Raw genomic sequence first — 16,711 nt, forward strand, 5'->3', positions numbered from 1 at the left:
TCCCGGGCTGTAAAACAACCAGGAGACGGGTCATTCAATTCCTGGCATGGCCTGGATGCCCAGCTTTTCAATCTCTTCCAGGCTCAAGCCCGCTTCCTGGAGGATCTCCCGGGAGTGCTGTCCCAGAGAGGGAGGAGGACGCAGCGGCGTGTCGCCCAGGCGCAGCGGCGTGAGCAGGTGGGTCACCGTTCTCCCCCGTGGGGTATCCACGGACCGCGCGAACAGACCGCGGGCGCGCAGCTGGGCATCCGCGAGCACCTCGTCGCCTTCGAGTACGGGTTCGACACACACGTCCTGGCCGGTGAAGCGTTCCATCCAGTACGCCAGCGGATGCTCGGCGAACAGGCGCGTGAGCTCGGCCTTCACGCGCGCGCCCGCCTCGCCCGGGGAGTAGCCGTCGGCGAGCAGCTCGGGGCGGCCGAGCACCTCGCACACGCCGGCGAAGAACTTGGGTTCGAGGGCGCCCACGGAGAGGTAGCGGCCATCCGCGGTGCGGTAGAGCCCATAGCCGGCGAAGCCGCCGTTGAGCACGTCCGCGCCGCGACGCAGGGGGGGCGCCTGGTCGCCGAGGAAGAGCCGCGCGGCCAGGTGCATGTGGAGGAAGGCCAGGGCGCCGTCCGTCATGGACACGTCCACGAAGCGACCCTGGCCGGTGCGCTCGCGCTCGTGGAGCGCCGCGAGCACGCCCACCAGCGCGAAGAGGCTGCCGCCGCCGATGTCGCCCACCTGCACGCCGGGAAAGGCGGGCGCGCCGTCCGCCTGTCCGCCGTAGCCGAGCACCCCCGCACGCGCCACGTAGTTGAGATCATGCCCCGCCTGGAGCCTGTCCGGGCCCGTCTGGCCGTAGCCGGAGATGGCGCAGTAGACGAGCCGCGGGTGGAGCGCGTGCAGCGCGTCCCAGCCCAGCCCCAGGCGATCCATGACGCCCGGCCGGAAGCTCTCCACGAGCACGTCGTAGCCCCGCACCAGGCGCAGGAAGGCATCGCGGCCCGCGGGGGACTTGAGATCGAGCGTGAGCGAGCGCTTGTTGCGGTTGAGCCCGTAGAACAGCGCGCTCTCGCCGCTGTCGCTCAGGGGAGGCATCTGGCGCAGGGGATCGCCCCCGGCGGGGTCCTCCACCCGATCCACCGTGGCGCCCAGGTCGGCGAGCACCAGCGTGGCGTACGGGCCCGGCAGCAGCCGGGAGAGATCCAGGACCTTGAGGCCAGACAGGGGAAGCGTGTTCATGGGCGTGGGGGGGGGGCGAGGCGGAAAAAAAGAAGCGGCGCGAGCCCCAGAGGAGCGCGCGCCGCCCGAGGAAACACGCGGCCCGGAAGGGGGACGCGGCTTCCGGTGAGTCTAGCCCAGCAGCTTCGCCAGCTTCATGGCGAGGCCCATGTCCATGGGCTTGAACTTGATCTTCCCCTGCATGGCGGCCATCTGCGAGTTGAGCTTCTTCTCGGTGATCTTCACGAAGTCGTCGTTGCTCATGTAGACGGTCATCTTGGACGCGCCGTTGATGCCCTCGGACACCCAGCCCTCGGGCTTGGTACAGTCCAGCGTCCACTTGCCGCCGTTGTCGCCACTGATGTCGAAGTGGATGACCGCGTTGATCTCCTTGGCCAGCTCCGGCTTCTCCTTGAGGATGCTCGGGATGCGGCTCTCGATGATGTCCTTCGAGTTCATGCTTGCTCCTTGGGGATTGATTGGTGAATCAATGCCGGGCAGGACCGTAATGATGGGTCCCGAGGAGGTCAAGCCAGCAAGCGGGTTCAGCGAGCGGTGCCGCGCGTGCCGCTGGCCAGGGCCCGGCGGACCATGTCGAGCAGATCACTCAATTCGAAGGGCTTGGCCAGGTGGCCCGTGGCGCCGATGTCCGTGGCCTTGAGGCCCACGTTGCGGTCGGCGCTCAGGACGATGATGGGGATGTGGGCCACGCTGGGCCGCTGGCGCATGCGCTGGGCGAACTCCCAGCCGTCCATCACCGGCATCATCAGATCCAACAGGATGAGCTGGGGGGGATCGGGCTCGAGCCGTTCGAGAGCCTCCTTGCCATTGCGTGCCCGGCGGATCTCGAAGCCCTCGGCCTCGAGGATTTCCGACAGGGCCTCGAGGATGTCGGGGTCGTCATCGACCACCAGCACGACGTGGGAATCCTGGGGCTGAAGATTGGCGGAAGACAGATTCTTCTCCTCAAGTGATGCGCGGGCTCGATTTTCCCCCAAGGCGCGTCAAGGTGCGGGGGAAATCAGCCGGTCCGTGGAGCGGCGCAGCAGGCTCGTTGCAAAAGTGACAGAGCCGACCCACTCTGTACATCAACCCATGGACCAGGAGAGGGCAGGCGTGAGGTGTGAGTTGGAAAGACCCGGGGCGATGGGCGCCGACGAGCCTGGCTTCGCCATCCTGTCACGGCGCGGCCAGCTCCAGCCCCTGGACGAGCGGCTGAGCGCCCAGCTGGGACTGGAGCGTCTGCCCGAGACCGTGGGATCCGTGGCGGAGCTGATGGAGGCGGCGGGCTTCCTCCCCCGGGCGGGCGGAGAGCTGTGGGAGCGCGAGGATCGGCTGCTGCGGGTGGGCGAGCGGCCCATGGGCGATGGCGCGCGGCTGGTATGGGCCCAGCTCCAGGAAGACGACGCGACGCTCATCCACCGCCGCGTGCGCTACCTGGGCATGGCCTCGCACGATCTCCGGGGCGCGCTGGCCAACGTGCGCTCCTACGCGGCCCTGCTGCTCAACGGCCGCATCCCCCTGGAGGCCAAGGCCAGGCGTGGGTTGGAGACCATCCTGCGCAACACCGACAAGGCCCTGTCGTTCTCCCAGGACTTCTTCGACGCGAGCCGGGCCGATCTGGGCATGCTGGCGTGCGAGCGGGAGCGGCAGCCGCTCGAGCCCCTGCTTACCGCCGCGGTGGAGCGCCACCTGGAGGCGGCGGGCACGGCCAGCGTGGCGCTCGGCCTGGAGCTGCCGGGCGGTCCCCTGCCCGAGGTGGATGTGGACGCGGGGCGCGTCCAGCACGCCGTGGAGGCCTTCATCCGCCACCATCTGCTGCGCGCCCATGCCGGAGAACAACTCCGGGTGAGGGTCCAGCTCCAGGGACAGTGGCTGCGAGTGGAGGTCCGGCGGGATGGGATCCCCGTACCGGACGAGGAGCTCGCCCTGGTGTTCGCCCGGGAGGAGCGCGCCTTCCGCGAGAAGAAGCTGGAGGATCCGCTGCGCCTGGCGCTCGCTCAACAGGAAGTGGAGGCGCTGGGAGGCTCGGTGGGGGCGAGCAGCGACGCGGGCGGCACGACGCTCTACCTCACCCTGCCCGCCATGCTCGCTACCTCCGCGGGCGTCCAGGTGTAGTCCAGGTGTAAAGCACGCGTGTCTTGCTGGCGACCCACCCCACATGGGGCTATCCTGTGGCGCCGGTTTGTGCCAAGGAGGGCGCGATGGGTCTGAAACCGATGGAGATTCTGTTGATCATGGGGGCGCTGCTCCTCCTCTTCGGAGGCTCGCGCCTGCCGCAGCTGGGCTCTTCCCTGGGGAGCGCCATCCGCAACTTCAAGCGGGGCTTCAGCGGTGAGGAGTCCGCGCCCGAGGAGAAGAAGCCCACGCCGACCTTCGCCGAGGGCTCCAATGGCGTGGACATGAAGGACGCCAACGCGCGCAGCGCCAGCCGTCAGGGCTGAGTCCTCCCGCGAACGTCATGTGGCTCGCGCCCGTGCGCTCCTCTCCAGACGAGGGGGCGACACGGGCGTCGTCGTTGCATCCCCCGCTCTACTTGAGCTTCTCCTCGATGCGGGCCCGCACCGCCTTCGCCTGGGCCTGGACGCGCTGACCCTCGGCGGGGTCATACGCCACGCTGCCCTGGAAGACCTTGAGGATGGCCTCGTGCGCCTGTTTCTCCTCGCCCTGCGCGAGGAGCGTGTCGGCCAGGAACATCCACGCGCGCAGGTTGCCGGGGTGCGCCTCGAGCACCTTCTGGTAGAGCGCGGCGGACTTCTTCAAGTCCCGCTTGGGCCAGGGCAGCTCGTAGTGGTAGCGCCCCTTGATGAGCAGCGGCGCGCCGAAGTCGTACTGGGGATCGAGCTTGATCGCCGTGTCCAGGCGCTCGTTGTACTTGCCCTCCAGGCCCTCGCCCAGCGCCGTGAGGATGCCCACCGCCTGCGAGTAGGAGCCGATGCCCGCGGCGGAGAAGTAGTGGCCCTCGACGCGCCCGGGCGCCACCTTGCGCGCGCGGTCTCCCATCTCCCAGGCCTGCTTGCCGAAGCTCTTCTTGGTCTTCGAATCGGTGGCGCCATCCGCCTGCCACTGGAGGAGCCGGGCCGAGCGCCACAACAGCTCGTAGTCCTCGGGGGCCTCCTGGAGTGCCTTGTTCAACGTCTCGCCGAGCTGCTTCACCACGGCACCGTCCGCCCGCTTCGCGTACAGCGCGTCCATCGCGGACAGTTCATCGGGGGTGGCGGCCAGCCCGGGCAGGGCCATCAACAGGACGAGGGCGAGAGCAAGCGAGCGCATTCACGTCGTGTTAGCACGCGATTTTCAAACGAGGAAGGCGGCCCCCGCGGTGCTTCAGGCACCTCGAGGACCGCCTCGATGAGCTGTGAACATGGAACCCGCCCTCGCGCTCAGGCGGCGTCGGCCGGGTTGACGGCGTCGAACTCCTCGTCCTGGTTGAAGGCCGCCAGGTAGCGCTCGAGGAAGTTCTTCGTCTTGAGCTCCACCTGCCGCACGCGCTCGCGCGACACGCCCCAGCGCTGGCCCAGCTCCTCGAGCGTGCGCGGTTTGTCCTGCGTGAGCCGCTCCTGGAGGATGTCCCAGCCCAGATCGCCAATGCGCTTGCGAACCTTGGACAGGGCCTCCTGAACCTCCCCATCCTGCTCGCGCGACAGGAAGATGGCCTGGGGCGACGGCCCCGAGTCCTCCAGCCGATCCAGGAAGGTCGTCTCGCCTTCCTCGTCGATGCTCGCGTCGAGCGAGAAGTCCATCATGCTGCCGCGCTCGGCCTCGCCGCCGCGCACCTGGCTGCGGTTGTCCTTGAGGTAGCGGGTGATGTAGGCGCGGATCCACCACACCGCGTAGGTGGCGAAGCGCACGTTCTTCTTCGGATCGAAGTGCTCGATGGCCTTCATCAAGCCCACGTTGCCCTCCTGGATGAGGTCATCCAGGCGAGCCCCACGGTTGGCGAACTTCTTGGCCACCGCCACCACGAACGCCAGGTTGCTCGTGGCGAGCGTCTGCCGCGCCGCTTCATCGCCCTTGCGGGCACGCCCAGCCAGCTCGTACTCCTGCTCCCGGGTCAACTGCGTGTGATCCCCGAGGTGACGCAGATAGTGCGAAAGGCCCTCGGCTCCGTACTTCATCGTCCTGGTTGCCATGATTTCGCGTCCTCCGTTGCCTTCACGATTCGGACGCGCCCACCCCCGTCTCCGCGTCCACTCTTGGAGTTAAGACGCATGACGGCCCGGAGGGTTTCTCGGTTCCACAACAGGGAAGTATTTGTTCTGCTTACCCTGTCCACAAGTCGCACGACAATGTTCGCTCCAACGACTTGGAGTGAAACGAACCCACTCCTTCCATAGCGTCACGGCCGCCTGGGCGCTGGAAAGATCTTCTCCGGATTCAGGAGCCCCGAAGGGTCGAAGAATTCCTTCAGCCGGCGTTGCAGGGAGAGGACGCCCTCGGACTGCTCCATCGCCAGATATTCCCGCTTGGCGTGTCCCACACCATGCTCGCCTGTGATGGTGCCACCCATGGCGACGGTGATTTCCAACATCCGTTGGATGCCCTTCTCCACGAGCGCGCGCTGGTGCGGACCGTCGTAGAGCAGGTTGGCGTGCAGGTTGCCGTCTCCCGCGTGGCCGTAGGTGGCGACGAGCAGACCGAGCTCCTCACCCATGTCCTTGAGCGCCCGGATGATGTCGGGAATACGGGAGCGGGGAACGGCGATGTCCTCGGAAATCTTGTGAGGCCGCAAGGCCCGGAGGGCCGGGGAGACCAGGCGGCGCGCCGTCCACAGCCGCTCCCGTTGGGACTCGTCCTGGGCCACGAGCACCTCCCGCGCCCCCTCCCGCTCGCAGATCTCCCCGAGCCAGGTGAGCTCCGCGAACAGGCCCTCCTCCACGTTGCCATCCACCTCGGCGATGACGGCCGCTCCCGCGCCCTCGGGGAAGGGAAAGCCGCGATGACGCACGGCGTGAAGGGCCGTGTCATCGAGGAGCTCCAACGTCCGGGGGAGGATTCCCTCCTTCAGGACGGTGGTGATGGCGCGCGCGGCGGCGTACACCGAATCGAAGACGACGAGAGCCGTCTTCACGTACCGGGGCCGGGGCACGAGCTGGACGGTGATCTCCGTGGCCACCCCGAGCGTTCCCTCCGAGCCCACGAACAGGCCCACCAGATCGTAGCCCGCCACGCCCTTGAGCGTGCGGCGGCCCACGCGCAGCACCTCGCCCGAGGGCAGCACCCACTCCAGGCCGATGACGTAGTCCCGGGTGACGCCATACTTGAGCGCCCGCGGGCCTCCAGCGTTCTCCGCCACGTTGCCGCCCAGGGTGCAGAACTCCCAGGAGTTCGGGTCCGGTGGATAGAAGAGCCCCTGGGCTTCCACCGCCTTCATGAAGTCACCGGTGATGACGCCCGGCTGAGCCACCGCCGTCATGTCCTCCACCGACACCGAGAGGATGCGGTTCATGCGCTCCAGGCTCACCGCCACGCCGCCTCGTAGGGGCAGCGAGCCACCACTCTTGCCACTGCGCGCCCCACAGGGCGTGAAGGGCACACCGAGCGACTGGCAGGTGCGGAAGACGGCGGACACCTGGACCGTGTCCTCGGGAAACACCACGAGGTCCGGGGGATAGACGCCCGAGTCGGACTCGTCCCGGGCGTAGCGCTCCAGGGTGGGCGCGTCGCGGCGCACCTGGCCCCCGGACAGCACCGCCACCAGCGCCGCGTGGGCTCGCTCCATCAGCGCGGGATCGGGTCTCGGAAAGGTACGCTCCGCGGGCAGGCTCATGCCGCTCCCTCCTTCATCGGCGCGGGAGCGCCAGGCGCGTCCACAACTCCCGGCGCATGGCTCCGTCCCGTCGCAACAAACCTTCATACGCCTCCGCGTGCGTGCGAGCATCCCGCTGCCGGGGCCCCCGAATGCGCAGGCACGCCTGCTCCGCCTCGATGATGCAGGCGGTGGCGGGGCTGCCGAGCACGCTCGCCAACGACGCGGCCACCTCGCGCGCCAGGTCCTCCTGGAGGATGAGCCGGTGCGCGAAGCAGTCCACCAGCGTGCTCAGCCGCCCGAAGCCCACCACCCACTTCGCCGGCACATAGGCCACGTGGGCCCGGCCCTCGAAGGGCAGCAGGTGGTGCGGACACATGGACTGGAAGCGCAGGTCCGTCACCACCACCAGCTCCCCGGACGAGCCCCGCGGCGCGCGAATCAACTCCCCCAGCGCCTCCTCGGGCGTCTGGGCGTAGCCGTCGAGGAACTCCGTCGCCCACGCCTCCGCCACCCGCTCCGGCGTCTCGTGGAGGTTGGGATCCGCCTCCTGGGAAAGTCCCGCCGCGCGCAGGAAGTCCTGGATGGCCACGGCCATGGCGGCCCGATCCGGCTTCACGACCCGCGCGCCCTCCTTCGTGACTCGGCGATTTCCCACTGACACACCTCCTGGTCGTTCCCTTGGACCCCAACACGACAGCGGGTGCAACCTATAGCGAAGCCCGCGTGGGATCTCCCGGGAAGACCCGCCCCCGGAATGAAGAGCGCGTCCCGCCGTTCACCCTCCCACCCTTGACACGCTCCGGGCGCGTCAGTAGAGCCCTCTGATCCCCTGGCCCATGCGCTCCCGAGCCCATACTGCTGGACCCCTCATCGCCCCCCTGCTGGTGGTGCTCTGGGTGCTCCAGTCCGTGCTCGCCCTCGCGCACTTCCAGGGTCACTCGCACCGCTACTGTGCCGTGCACGGCGCCCTCGAGGAGGCCCCTTCCAGCGGAGGCTCCGTACGCTGGGTGCGCTTCCAGGAAGAACGGGCCGTGGAGCGGCAGTCGGCCGCATCCGAGGGCGCACTGCGGCACGAGACGTGCGACGTCCTCTCCTCCAGCGAGCGCCCCCAATGGGCCGGGAACCCCGCGCCGGCGGCGACCCTCGTCGCGACCTGCATCGAGGTGAACCCACCCGTCAGCGAGTCTCCCCGAGCGCTGTCCTCGCTGTCCGTCCTCGACCTGGCGCCCAAGGTGTCTCCTCCGGCGCGCGCCTAGCCGCGTCGAAGCGAGGTCTTGGGTCGACGTCCGCCCCCGGGCGACGTCCTGGTTCGAGGAGTATCACGTGTCCCTTCCGTCGTGCCGGCTCGCCGGCATCATCGCCTGTCTGTCCTTGTCCCTCCCGCTGTCCGCGTCCGCGCAGGAGCCGGCCGCGCCTCCCCCCTCTTCCCCGGAGACCCCTGCCCCCTCCGAGGACCCGGGGCTGTCCGCCGACGACTTGAAGGACATCGAGTCGGCGCTCGGCCAGGACGCCGCTACCGCCGCCCAGGAGGGCACGCCCCCCGCCGCGACCACTCCCCCCGCCAGTTCCAATCCCAGTGGGGTGGTGATCAGCCCGAGCAACATCAACTTCCGCGGACTGGAGCTGTCCTTCATCCTCGACGTGGCGGGAGCCGCCTTCAGCTCGAAGGAGCCCCTGCAGTCGGGCGGGCATGATCCCACCGCCAACGGCTTCAACCTCCAGCAGTTGGAGATGTCGTTGAACACGGCGGTGGATCCCTACTTCCGCTTCACCGGCAACATCGTCTTCAGCCAGTTCGGCGTCGAGGTGGAGGAGGCGTACGCCGCCACCACCGCCCTGCCCGCCAACCTCCAGCTGCGCGCCGGCCAGTTCCTCACCCTCTTCGGCCGGCTCAACTCCACCCACCCACATAGCTGGGACTTCGTGGACCAGCCCTTCGCACTCGGCCGCGTCTTCGGCGGTGAAGGCAACCGCGGACTGGGCGTGGAGGCCTCCTGGCTCGCGCCGCTGCCCTGGTTCCTGGAAGTCGTGGGCTCCGTCACCGATGCCAGCGGCGGGAGCACCGCGCGCAGCTTCCTCGGCGCCGGGGGCGGAGGAGTCAGCTCACCGCTCGACTTCCAGTTCACCGGCGCGGTGAAGCAGTTCTTCCCGCTGAGTGATGAGCTGTCGCTCGTCTGGGGCCTGTCAGCCGCGGATGGGCCCACCCCCACCGGCTACCGCAACCGCGCCGACGTGTTCGGCACCGACGTGTACCTCAAGTACCGGCCCCTCTCCGGAGGCAACTCCACCATCGTGGCCCTCCAGGGCGAGCTGTTCTACCGGCGCCGGCAGGTGCCCCAGGACGTCATCTCGGATCTCAGCGGCTACGGCCAGGTCCTCTGGCGCTTCTCCCAGCGGTGGGCCGCCGCCGGCCGCTACGAGTTCGGCACTCCCGCGCGCAACCTCGCGGGCGCCATCGCCAACGACGCACTCGATCCCGACTGGACCGCCAACCGCCAGCGCATCTCGGCCAACGTCACCTTCTGGCCCACCGAGTTCTCCCGCCTGCGCCTGCAAGCCGCCACGGACCTCGTCGGCTGGCGGGAGCGTCCGGACACCTCGGTCTTCCTCGCACTCGAAGTGGTGATGGGCGCGCACGGCGCTCACGCCTTCTGAATCCCCTTCCCGCACTGGAGCCCTCGATGAGCCCCTTCCGATTCCTCGCGGCCCTGAGCGCCGCCCTCTGCTGCCTGCTGTCCCTTCCCGCCCGCGCCGACCTGAAGGTGGTCGCCACGCTGCCCGACCTCGCCGCGCTCGCCAAGGCCGTGGGCGGCGAGCACGTCCAGGTCACCGCCATGGCGCTGTCCACCCAGGATCCCCACTTCGTGGACGCCAGGCCCAATCTGGCGCTCGAGCTCAACCGCGCCGATCTGCTGCTCTCCGTCGGCCTGGAGCTGGAGATCGGCTGGTTGCCCACGCTCCAGAATGGCGCGCGCAATCAGCGCATCCTCTCCAGCGGTCCCGGCTTCCTGGACGTGTCCCAGTTCGTCGTCAACAAGCGCGAGGTGCCCCAGACCCCCACGGATCGCAGCAATGGCGACGTGCACCCGGGCGGCAACCCGCACTATCTCTATGACCCGAACGTCGGCCTCGCGGTCGCCCAGGGGATCGCCGAGAAGATGATCGCCCTGGATGCGAAGAACGCGGAGGCCTACCGCGCCAACCTGACAAAGTTCACCGACGAGCTGAAGAAGGCCATCCCCGCCTGGCAGCAGCGGCTGGCCGGACTCAAGGGCACGCCCGTCGTCGCCTACCACCGGACCACGGCCTACCTGTCCGCGTGGCTGGGCTTCGACACCATCGCCTACCTCGAGCCCAAGCCCGGCATCCCGCCCACGCCCGCCCACGTGGCCCAGGTGCTCGCACAGGCCCGCCAGCGCAAGGCGCGGATGGTGCTGCGCGAGGAGTACTACCCCGCCAGCACCTCCAAGCTGGTGGCGGATAAAATCCCCGCTCCCCTCGTCGTCCTCCCGGGCGGCACCAACTTCCGGGGAGGAGAGACGTACCTCCAGCACATCGAGGACCTGGTGACCCGGCTGGAGAAGGGCCTGAAGGGCCAGGGGAGCTGAACCATGCGCCGCTCCCTCCTCCTCGTGTGGGGCCTCGCCCTCGGTGGCTGTGCCTGGGAGCCCGGCCAGGGCTTCGCCGTCGTCGAGCCCTCCGTGCGCGTCGCCTACGAGCCCCTCGCCTCCCGCGCCGCGAGCGACGGCTACCAACGCTTGAGCTCGGACTACCAGGTGCGCCTGGACTCGGCCTCCATGCGGCTGTCCGGCATCGAGCTGCTCGCCAGCGCCTCGGGTTCGGGCTCGGGCACGACGTTCGACCCGTCCCGCCCGCCTCCGGGCTACTCGCTGTGCCACGGCGGCCACTGCCACCGCGACGACGGCGCCCTCATTCCCTATGAGCAGATAGCCGCGGAGATGGGAGGCGGAGGCGGCACGAGCGCCGTGGTGACACTCGCCACGGAAGGGCCGTTGGATCTGCTCGCCCCCGAGACGCGCACGATGGCATGCGCACCCGAGTGCGCACTGCCCCAGACCCAGGTGTCCCAGGGCCGTTGGTCGGTGGCGTCCCTGCGGCTCGTGGGCACCGTGCGCGACTCGCGCGTCCCCGCGCGCTTCCAGGGCGAGCGCCCCTTCGTGCTGGAGCTCCCCACCGATACGACCACGGACGCCCCCGTGGCGATCCTCACCGGCGCGGTGGACCTGCCCTCGGACCGTACGACCCCGCCCGAGGCGAAGCTGCGCCTGGACCTGGTGCTCACCGCCGCGCTGTTCGACCCGGTGGACTGGGGCACGCTCGTGAAGGACGACCGGATGGAGTTCGACAACAACGCACGCACGGCCCTGGTGGAGCGGCTGTCCCAGCTCAAGCCCCAAGCGGAGGTGTCCCGTGGAGAATGAGCCCGTGGTGGCGGAGACGGAGCACAAGCACTCGCACGAGCACACGAAGGACGTGATCCTGTGCTGCGAGGATCTGGTGATCGGCTACGACGGCAAGCCGATGCTGCCGCCCGTGGACTTCCAGGTGCGTCGGGGCACCTTCCTGGCGGTCATCGGCCGCAACGGCTCGGGCAAGAGCACGTGGTTCAAGACGTTGCTGGGCCTCCTGCCGCCAGTGTCCGGCCGGGTGTACCGCTCCAGCCCGCATGTGAAGAGCGCGTACGTGCCACAGACCTCGGGCATCGACGCGCTGCTGCCCGTGCGCGCGGGGGAGCTGGTGCGCTGGGGGCGGATCTCCGGGTGGAACTTCCTCTGGCCCTTCGGCGCACGGGGGGATCGACGCGCGGTGGAGCGGGCGCTGGACACCGCCGGGGCCCTGCCCATCGCCCACCGCCCCTACCGCGAGCTGTCCGAGGGACAGAAGCAGCGCGCCCTGCTCGCGCGCGTGCTCGCCACCGAGGCGGACCTGGTGCTGCTCGACGAGCCCACGGCCGCCATGGACGCGGTGGCCGAGCGCGAGACGATGAAGCGCCTGGCGGAGCTGGCGCATGAGCATGGGCTCGCGGTGGTGGTGGTGAGTCACGACCTGCGCGTGGCCGCCGAGTCCGCCGATCAGCTCCTCTTCGTGGATCGGGAGACCAGCTCCGTGGTCCTGGGCGACGCGGACACGGTCTTCTGCCATCCTGCCTTCCGCCGCCAGTACGGCGACGAGTACTGCCCCCGTCATCCGCCCTCAGGACATCCCCGTGGACCCACAGTCGGTTAGTCCCTCCTCCTGGGCCCAGTTCTGGGACGCCTACGAGCTGTTCCGCGATCCCATGCTGTGCGCGCTCATCGCCGGCAGCGTGCTCGGCTTCCTGGGCGTCTACGTGGTGTTGCGGCGCATGGTGTTCGTCAGCGCCGCGGTGACGCAGTCGGCGGGCCTGGGCGTGGCGCTCGCCTTCTACGCGGAGATCCACCTGGGCATGCACGTGGATCCCACGCTGGGCGCGGTGGCGCTCGCGCTGGTGGCCACGATGCTGTTGATGATGGATCCGGCGCGGCTGCGGCTCACGCGGGAGAGCCTGCTCGGCCTGGCCTATGCGTTCACCGGCGGCGCGGCCATCCTCGTGGGCGATCGCATCTCCCAGGAGGCCCATGACATCCAGGGCATCCTCTTCGGCACGGCGGTGCTCGTGGAGCGCCCCCAACTGCTCGCGGTCGCGTGGGCGGGCGCCCTCATCCTCTTCATCCACCTGTGGTGGTTCCGCGGCCTCACCTTCGCCAGCTTCGATCGCATCGGCGCGCACGTGCAGGGGCTGCCGGTGCGCATGCTCGACGCGGTGTTGATGATCTCCATCGGCCTGATGGTGGGCGTGTCGGCGCGGGCACTCGGCGCGCTGCCGGTGTTCGCCTTCTCCATCCTCTCGGCGCTCGCCGCGCTGATGCTGGACCTGCGCCTGCCATGGACCTTCCTGTTGTCCACGCTCGCGGGCGCCATCTCGGGACTGGGCGGCTACCTCTTCGCCTACTTCTACAACTTCCCCGTGGGAGGCTCGCAGACGGTGCTCGCGACCGCGATCGTGGCGCTGGCCTTCGGGGTGCGCGGCGTGAAGCAGTTCGTCACCCGCTCCCGGGGCTGAGGCTCCGGGCGCTCAGCGCACCGCGGCGGAGATCTTCTTGAACTCGGGGGCGTCCGCGCTCCCGAGCAGATCGAAGAGCGCCAGTTCCACGGTGAGCAGGCGAGCGCCCACGTCGCGGCACGCCTCCAGGCCCACGCGCCGGTCCTCGGGGTGGCGCGAGAGCACCGCGTCCGCGCAGACGAACGGCGTGAAGCCCCGCTCCACCAGCGCGCGCACCGTCTGGAAGACACACACGTGGGTCTCCATGCCCACGACCAGCACCTGCTCGCGGGCGCCGAGCCCCATCACCACGTCGGGCACGCAGGCGCTGAACTCCCGCTTCTCCACGGCGGAGAAGTCGCCCAGGCGCGCCTTCACCAGGGAGTGCGTGGACCCCAGGCCCTTGGGGTACTGCTCGGTGACGAGCACGGGCAGCGCCAACGCCCGGGCGCCCTCGATGGCGGCGTTGACGCGGTTGAGCATCCGCTCGAGCGCGTCGTTCGCCATGGCGCCGCACAGCCGCTCCTGGACATCGACGACGAGGAGCGAGGTTCGATCCCTCTGGAGCCGGAAGGTGGGCATGGGCCCCGTGTCTCCCCGAGCCCCACCCCAACCGTCAAGCATCCCGAGATTCAAGGGCCGGGTGATTGACGACCCCCAGACGCGTGACCAATGTCATGGAGATGAAGGGACACGCTCGCCAACTGATGACCGCGCCCGTGAAGTCCGTATTCCTGGATACTCCGCTCTCGGAGGTCGCCCTGCTGCTGGCCGATGCCCACATCGCCGGCACACCGGTGACGGACGACGAGGGGCGCGTGTTGGGCATCATCAGCGAGCCCGACATCCTCAATGCGCTCCTGGCGGACCAGCCGCTGGACACCACGGCGCGCGAGCTGATGACCTCGCCCGTATACACGGTGAACGAATTCGAGACCACCGACGAGGTGATGGCGCTCTTTCGCAAGCATGGCGTCCACCACCTGCCCGTGGTGCGTGAGGAGCAACTGCTGGGCATCATCACGCCCGCGGACGTCATCCGCTACCTCGCGAGGGATCTCGACGAGCCGCCCCGGGTGGGTTGAGGGCGAGACAGGGAGGCGCCCTCGCGGTATGGGAGGGCGCGATGAGCGAACCTCTGCGACTGGATGACTGGGGCGGCGATGGCCCCGTGCTGCACTTCGCGCATGCCAATGGCTTCCCGCCGGGCAGCTACCGCAAGTTCCTCCAGACCCTCACGCCCCGCGCGCACGTGCTCACCCAGCAAAGCCGCTGGCTCGTGCCGGGAATGCATCCCCGGTCCCTGCGCAACTGGGAAGACCTGGCCGACGATCTCGCCGGAGCCCTGCTCGCCCGGGGGCTGTCGGGCGTGGTCGGCGTGGGGCACAGCATGGGCGGCGTGGCCACGATGATCGCCGCGGCGAAGCACCCGGGGCTCTTCCGGGGCGTGGTGATGTTGGATCCCGTGCTGTTCACGGGTGGACCCGCCCTGTTCTTCCAGGTGATCGGGCTGCTCGGACTGGCCGGCCGCGTGCCTCCGGCCAGCCTCGCCCACCGGCGCCGCGAGCAGTGGAATTCGCGCGAGGAGGCCGCCACGAGCTACCGCAAGAAGGCCCTCTTCCGGCACTTCGATCCCGACTGCTTCCAGGACTACCTCACCCATGGCCTCACGGACGTCCCCGGCGGAGGGATGCGGCTCACCATCCCCACGGCCTGGGAGGCGCGCGTCTTCGAGACGGCCCCCCACTCCCCGTGGCGGTGGTTGCGCGAGGTGAAGGAGCCGATGCTCGTGCTGCGCGCCCAGGACTCGGACACGCTCACCCCCGCGGCCCTGGCCCGGGTGCGCCGCACACGCCCCGAGGTCGAGACCGGGGAGATGCCCGGCACCCACCTCTTCCCGCTGGAACGGCCCGAGGCGTGTGGCCAGCGCCTCCAGGCCTTCCTCGACAGGGTGGGTGTGCCCCCGCCGGCCTGAGCGCGCGGCTCAGCACGAAGCGTTGGCCGCTTCTCCCCCACCGAGCTCCACCCGCTCCGCGCGGAAGATCCGGGCGCGTTGGATCTCCGACAGGTGGGCATCCGCTCCCCGCCAGCACTCCAGGCACGAGGCGAGCGCCCGGGCCGCCGCGTCCCGATCTCCCCGAGCGACGTGCACCTCGGCCAGCAGGAGCCAGGCATGTCCGCTGCCGGGCCGCTCCTTCACGAGCGACTCGGCCAGCTCGATCGCCTTGTCCGCGCGGCCGGCGCGGATCCGGGCGCGGGCGAGCGTCTCGCGGGCCTGACGGGAGAATGGAGCGGGGCCCGCCCCGCGCAGCCGGCGCTCCAGGCGCATGGTGCGGATGAGCGTGGCCTCGGCGCGAGCGGAATCTCCCTGCCGGGACTCCAGCGCGCCGCGCAGCTCGCACCCGGCCAGCTCCACCACCCGGGAGACATCCCGTGGGCACAGCAGGCGACCATCGCCCTTGCGCTCCTCCGCGAGCGACAGGCCCAGCGCGTCGAGTGCCTCGCACGCGCGCTCCGCCTCGGTGAGCTTGCCCAGCTCCAGGGCACGCAGGCCGCGGGCATACGTCTCCATGCCGCGCAACAGCACCTGCTCGGCCGGACGTGAGCCCTCGGGCAGCTCCACGCGCAGCTCCGCCGCCGCGCGCCAGAAACCAAAGCGCAGGTGCAGGCCGGAGAGCGCGCCCGCGGAGAACACGAGCGACTGTCCGAGCTGCGGCGTCACCTCTTCCACCCGGGCCCGCAGGCGGCGCGCCCACCCCTGGGCCTCGCCGTAGCGCCCCGCGTCGGCGCACGCCTGGACGAGCAGGCGCAGCGCCTGGCCCGCCACGGACGCGGCGGCGCCAGGAATGCCCTCCTGCTGGAGCCAGGCGTCCTCCACCGCCACCGCCGCCTCCAGCGTCTCGCGGGCATCGTGGGTGTGGCCGGTGCGCAGCAGGAGCCGGCCGGCGCTCAACAGGGCCGTGCCCACCTGGGGAACGAGCAGTCGCAGGCGGCGCGCGCTCTCCACCGCCTCACCGGGGCGCGCGCTCTCCTCCATCAACTGCACCCAGGCATGGTGCACCCCTTCGTGGTGCGGGTGCGTGCGCAGCAGCTCGCGCACGAGCGCCTGCGCATAGGGCTGGCCCGGCCCGGGACGCCCATCCGGCTCGTACCCGTCCGCGAGGAAGCCCGCGAGCAACAGCCGGGCCTCGGCGTCCTCGGGGAAGCGGTCGATGAGGCCCTCCATCTCGCGCACGAAACCATGGCGGCCGTTGGCGGGGCCCTTGTCGGCCAGGAAGGTGGCCGCGACGATGTAGCGCTGCTCCGCGTCCGTCACGCCCTCGCTGAGCGCGAGCGCCCGGTGGATGGCCTCCGCGCGCGCCGTGGCGCACCGGGCGCCGGCCCCTCGCGTCAGCGCCAGACCCCACCAGGCCATGGCCAGCTCCGGATCCCTCCGAGCGGCCTCCGCGAAGGCCCGCCGCGACTCGCTCCGCCAGCCCAGGTGCAGCAGGCGCAGCCCTTGATCGAAGAAGGCCTGGGCCAGGGGCTCGCGGGTGCTCACCGGGATGTGCGCGCGCCCCAGGCCCTCGCGAAGACGGGGGGCGGGCAGCTCCAGGTCCGGAATCTCGTCCCAGGGAGAGATGGGGAAGAGAGCGGGTTCCTCGGCTCGAAGGTATCGCGCCAACATGGTG

At 69.9% G+C, this 16,711-nt stretch carries 19 protein-coding genes; 10 read left to right on the forward strand and 9 right to left on the reverse strand.

Features of this window, described 5'->3' with window-relative positions:
- Positions 1-30: 30 nt before the first annotated feature.
- The 3 genes from CYFUS_RS33075 to CYFUS_RS33085 form a co-directional block, all read right to left on the reverse strand.
- On the reverse strand, positions 31-1,227 hold the full coding sequence (locus CYFUS_RS33075) for a CaiB/BaiF CoA transferase family protein (RefSeq protein WP_095988853.1): 1,197 nt from the start codon (positions 1,225-1,227) through the stop codon (positions 31-33).
- 111 nt (positions 1,228-1,338) lie between these two features.
- Complete coding sequence (locus CYFUS_RS33080) at positions 1,339-1,665, reverse strand: SCP2 sterol-binding domain-containing protein (RefSeq protein ID WP_095988854.1); 327 nt, start codon at positions 1,663-1,665, stop codon at positions 1,339-1,341.
- 86 nt (positions 1,666-1,751) lie between these two features.
- A complete protein-coding gene (locus tag CYFUS_RS33085; protein ID WP_002624101.1) occupies positions 1,752-2,123 on the reverse strand; it encodes a response regulator in 372 nt (123 codons plus the stop codon).
- 229 nt (positions 2,124-2,352) lie between these two features.
- On the opposite strand from CYFUS_RS33085, the gene CYFUS_RS33090 reads away from it, so the two are divergent.
- Complete coding sequence (locus CYFUS_RS33090; RefSeq protein WP_095988855.1) at positions 2,353-3,324, forward strand: sensor histidine kinase; 972 nt, start codon at positions 2,353-2,355, stop codon at positions 3,322-3,324.
- A gap of 86 nt (positions 3,325-3,410) precedes the next feature.
- Complete coding sequence (locus CYFUS_RS33095) at positions 3,411-3,650, forward strand: twin-arginine translocase TatA/TatE family subunit (RefSeq protein ID WP_095988856.1); 240 nt, start codon at positions 3,411-3,413, stop codon at positions 3,648-3,650.
- A gap of 88 nt (positions 3,651-3,738) precedes the next feature.
- On the opposite strand, the gene CYFUS_RS33100 is transcribed toward CYFUS_RS33095, so the two are convergent.
- From CYFUS_RS33100 to folE, 4 genes are all read right to left on the reverse strand, one after another.
- Positions 3,739-4,479, reverse strand: a complete 741-nt coding sequence (locus CYFUS_RS33100) for a tetratricopeptide repeat protein (protein ID WP_095988857.1) — start codon at positions 4,477-4,479, stop codon at positions 3,739-3,741.
- 110 nt (positions 4,480-4,589) lie between these two features.
- A complete protein-coding gene (locus tag CYFUS_RS33105; RefSeq protein ID WP_095988858.1) occupies positions 4,590-5,339 on the reverse strand; it encodes a sigma-70 family RNA polymerase sigma factor in 750 nt (249 codons plus the stop codon).
- A 206-nt stretch (positions 5,340-5,545) separates the two neighbouring features.
- Positions 5,546-6,976: an FAD-binding oxidoreductase gene (locus CYFUS_RS33110; protein WP_095988859.1), complete on the reverse strand. Its 1,431-nt coding sequence runs from the start codon at positions 6,974-6,976 to the stop codon at positions 5,546-5,548.
- 13 nt (positions 6,977-6,989) lie between these two features.
- On the reverse strand, positions 6,990-7,574 hold the full coding sequence (gene folE, locus CYFUS_RS33115) for a GTP cyclohydrolase I (RefSeq protein WP_232536949.1): 585 nt from the start codon (positions 7,572-7,574) through the stop codon (positions 6,990-6,992).
- Positions 7,575-7,794: 220 nt separating this feature from the next.
- On the opposite strand from folE, the gene CYFUS_RS33120 reads away from it, so the two are divergent.
- The 6 genes from CYFUS_RS33120 (at position 7,795) to CYFUS_RS33145 (ending at position 13,061) form a co-directional block, all read left to right on the forward strand.
- Positions 7,795-8,214, forward strand: coding sequence for a hypothetical protein (locus CYFUS_RS33120; RefSeq protein ID WP_095988861.1), 420 nt, complete (start codon positions 7,795-7,797; stop codon positions 8,212-8,214).
- A gap of 67 nt (positions 8,215-8,281) precedes the next feature.
- Positions 8,282-9,613 (forward strand): zinc-regulated TonB-dependent outer membrane receptor, encoded by a 1,332-nt coding sequence (locus CYFUS_RS33125; RefSeq protein WP_095988862.1) that lies wholly within the window; start codon positions 8,282-8,284, stop codon positions 9,611-9,613.
- A gap of 26 nt (positions 9,614-9,639) precedes the next feature.
- Positions 9,640-10,566, forward strand: coding sequence for a metal ABC transporter substrate-binding protein (locus tag CYFUS_RS33130; protein WP_095988863.1), 927 nt, complete (start codon positions 9,640-9,642; stop codon positions 10,564-10,566).
- Positions 10,567-10,569: 3 nt separating this feature from the next.
- Positions 10,570-11,400: a hypothetical protein gene (locus CYFUS_RS33135; RefSeq protein ID WP_095988864.1), complete on the forward strand. Its 831-nt coding sequence runs from the start codon at positions 10,570-10,572 to the stop codon at positions 11,398-11,400.
- Complete coding sequence (locus CYFUS_RS33140) at positions 11,390-12,205, forward strand: metal ABC transporter ATP-binding protein (RefSeq protein ID WP_095988865.1); 816 nt, start codon at positions 11,390-11,392, stop codon at positions 12,203-12,205. Before CYFUS_RS33135 ends, CYFUS_RS33140 begins: the two co-directional genes overlap by 11 nt.
- Entirely contained in the window at positions 12,186-13,061 is an 876-nt protein-coding gene (locus CYFUS_RS33145; protein WP_095988866.1) for a metal ABC transporter permease, read from the forward strand. The genes CYFUS_RS33140 and CYFUS_RS33145 overlap by 20 nt, the downstream gene beginning before the upstream one ends.
- Before the next feature lie 12 nt (positions 13,062-13,073).
- Here the strand turns inward: CYFUS_RS33145 and CYFUS_RS33150 are convergent, their stop codons facing one another.
- Positions 13,074-13,622, reverse strand: coding sequence for an isochorismatase family protein (locus CYFUS_RS33150; protein ID WP_095988867.1), 549 nt, complete (start codon positions 13,620-13,622; stop codon positions 13,074-13,076).
- Between the two features lie 125 nt (positions 13,623-13,747).
- Here CYFUS_RS33150 and CYFUS_RS33155 point away from each other — a divergent pair, with 125 nt between their 5' ends.
- Positions 13,748-14,125: a cyclic nucleotide-binding/CBS domain-containing protein gene (locus CYFUS_RS33155; RefSeq protein WP_269770285.1), complete on the forward strand. Its 378-nt coding sequence runs from the start codon at positions 13,748-13,750 to the stop codon at positions 14,123-14,125.
- A gap of 41 nt (positions 14,126-14,166) precedes the next feature.
- On the forward strand, positions 14,167-15,015 hold the full coding sequence (locus CYFUS_RS33160) for an alpha/beta fold hydrolase (protein ID WP_095988869.1): 849 nt from the start codon (positions 14,167-14,169) through the stop codon (positions 15,013-15,015).
- A gap of 9 nt (positions 15,016-15,024) precedes the next feature.
- Here CYFUS_RS33160 and CYFUS_RS33165 read toward each other — a convergent pair whose 3' ends face one another.
- Positions 15,025-16,707 (reverse strand): tetratricopeptide repeat protein, encoded by a 1,683-nt coding sequence (locus tag CYFUS_RS33165; RefSeq protein WP_095988870.1) that lies wholly within the window; start codon positions 16,705-16,707, stop codon positions 15,025-15,027.
- Positions 16,708-16,711: the final 4 nt, after the last annotated feature.

The organism is Cystobacter fuscus (assembly GCF_002305875.1).
GTDB classification, from domain to species: Bacteria; Myxococcota; Myxococcia; order Myxococcales; family Myxococcaceae; genus Cystobacter; species Cystobacter fuscus_A.

What these genes read in the sequence shown, in the direction of transcription:
- CYFUS_RS33110 (WP_095988859.1), bottom strand. Translation starts at nt 6,976, where the DNA reads ATGAGCCTGCCCGCGGAGCGTACCTTTCCGAGACCCGATCCCGCGCTG.
- CYFUS_RS33075 (WP_095988853.1), bottom strand. Translation starts at nt 1,227, where the DNA reads ATGAACACGCTTCCCCTGTCTGGCCTCAAGGTCCTGGATCTCTCCCGG.
- CYFUS_RS33150 (WP_095988867.1), bottom strand. Translation starts at nt 13,622, where the DNA reads ATGCCCACCTTCCGGCTCCAGAGGGATCGAACCTCGCTCCTCGTCGTC.
- CYFUS_RS33120 (WP_095988861.1), top strand. Translation starts at nt 7,795, where the DNA reads ATGCGCTCCCGAGCCCATACTGCTGGACCCCTCATCGCCCCCCTGCTG.
- CYFUS_RS33090 (WP_095988855.1), top strand. Translation starts at nt 2,353, where the DNA reads ATGGGCGCCGACGAGCCTGGCTTCGCCATCCTGTCACGGCGCGGCCAG.
- CYFUS_RS33105 (WP_095988858.1), bottom strand. Translation starts at nt 5,339, where the DNA reads ATGGCAACCAGGACGATGAAGTACGGAGCCGAGGGCCTTTCGCACTAT.
- CYFUS_RS33135 (WP_095988864.1), top strand. Translation starts at nt 10,570, where the DNA reads ATGCGCCGCTCCCTCCTCCTCGTGTGGGGCCTCGCCCTCGGTGGCTGT.
- CYFUS_RS33155 (WP_269770285.1), top strand. Translation starts at nt 13,748, where the DNA reads ATGACCGCGCCCGTGAAGTCCGTATTCCTGGATACTCCGCTCTCGGAG.
- CYFUS_RS33165 (WP_095988870.1), bottom strand. Translation starts at nt 16,707, where the DNA reads ATGTTGGCGCGATACCTTCGAGCCGAGGAACCCGCTCTCTTCCCCATC.
- CYFUS_RS33080 (WP_095988854.1), bottom strand. Translation starts at nt 1,665, where the DNA reads ATGAACTCGAAGGACATCATCGAGAGCCGCATCCCGAGCATCCTCAAG.
- CYFUS_RS33095 (WP_095988856.1), top strand. Translation starts at nt 3,411, where the DNA reads ATGGGTCTGAAACCGATGGAGATTCTGTTGATCATGGGGGCGCTGCTC.
- CYFUS_RS33100 (WP_095988857.1), bottom strand. Translation starts at nt 4,479, where the DNA reads ATGCGCTCGCTTGCTCTCGCCCTCGTCCTGTTGATGGCCCTGCCCGGG.
- CYFUS_RS33130 (WP_095988863.1), top strand. Translation starts at nt 9,640, where the DNA reads ATGAGCCCCTTCCGATTCCTCGCGGCCCTGAGCGCCGCCCTCTGCTGC.
- CYFUS_RS33160 (WP_095988869.1), top strand. Translation starts at nt 14,167, where the DNA reads ATGAGCGAACCTCTGCGACTGGATGACTGGGGCGGCGATGGCCCCGTG.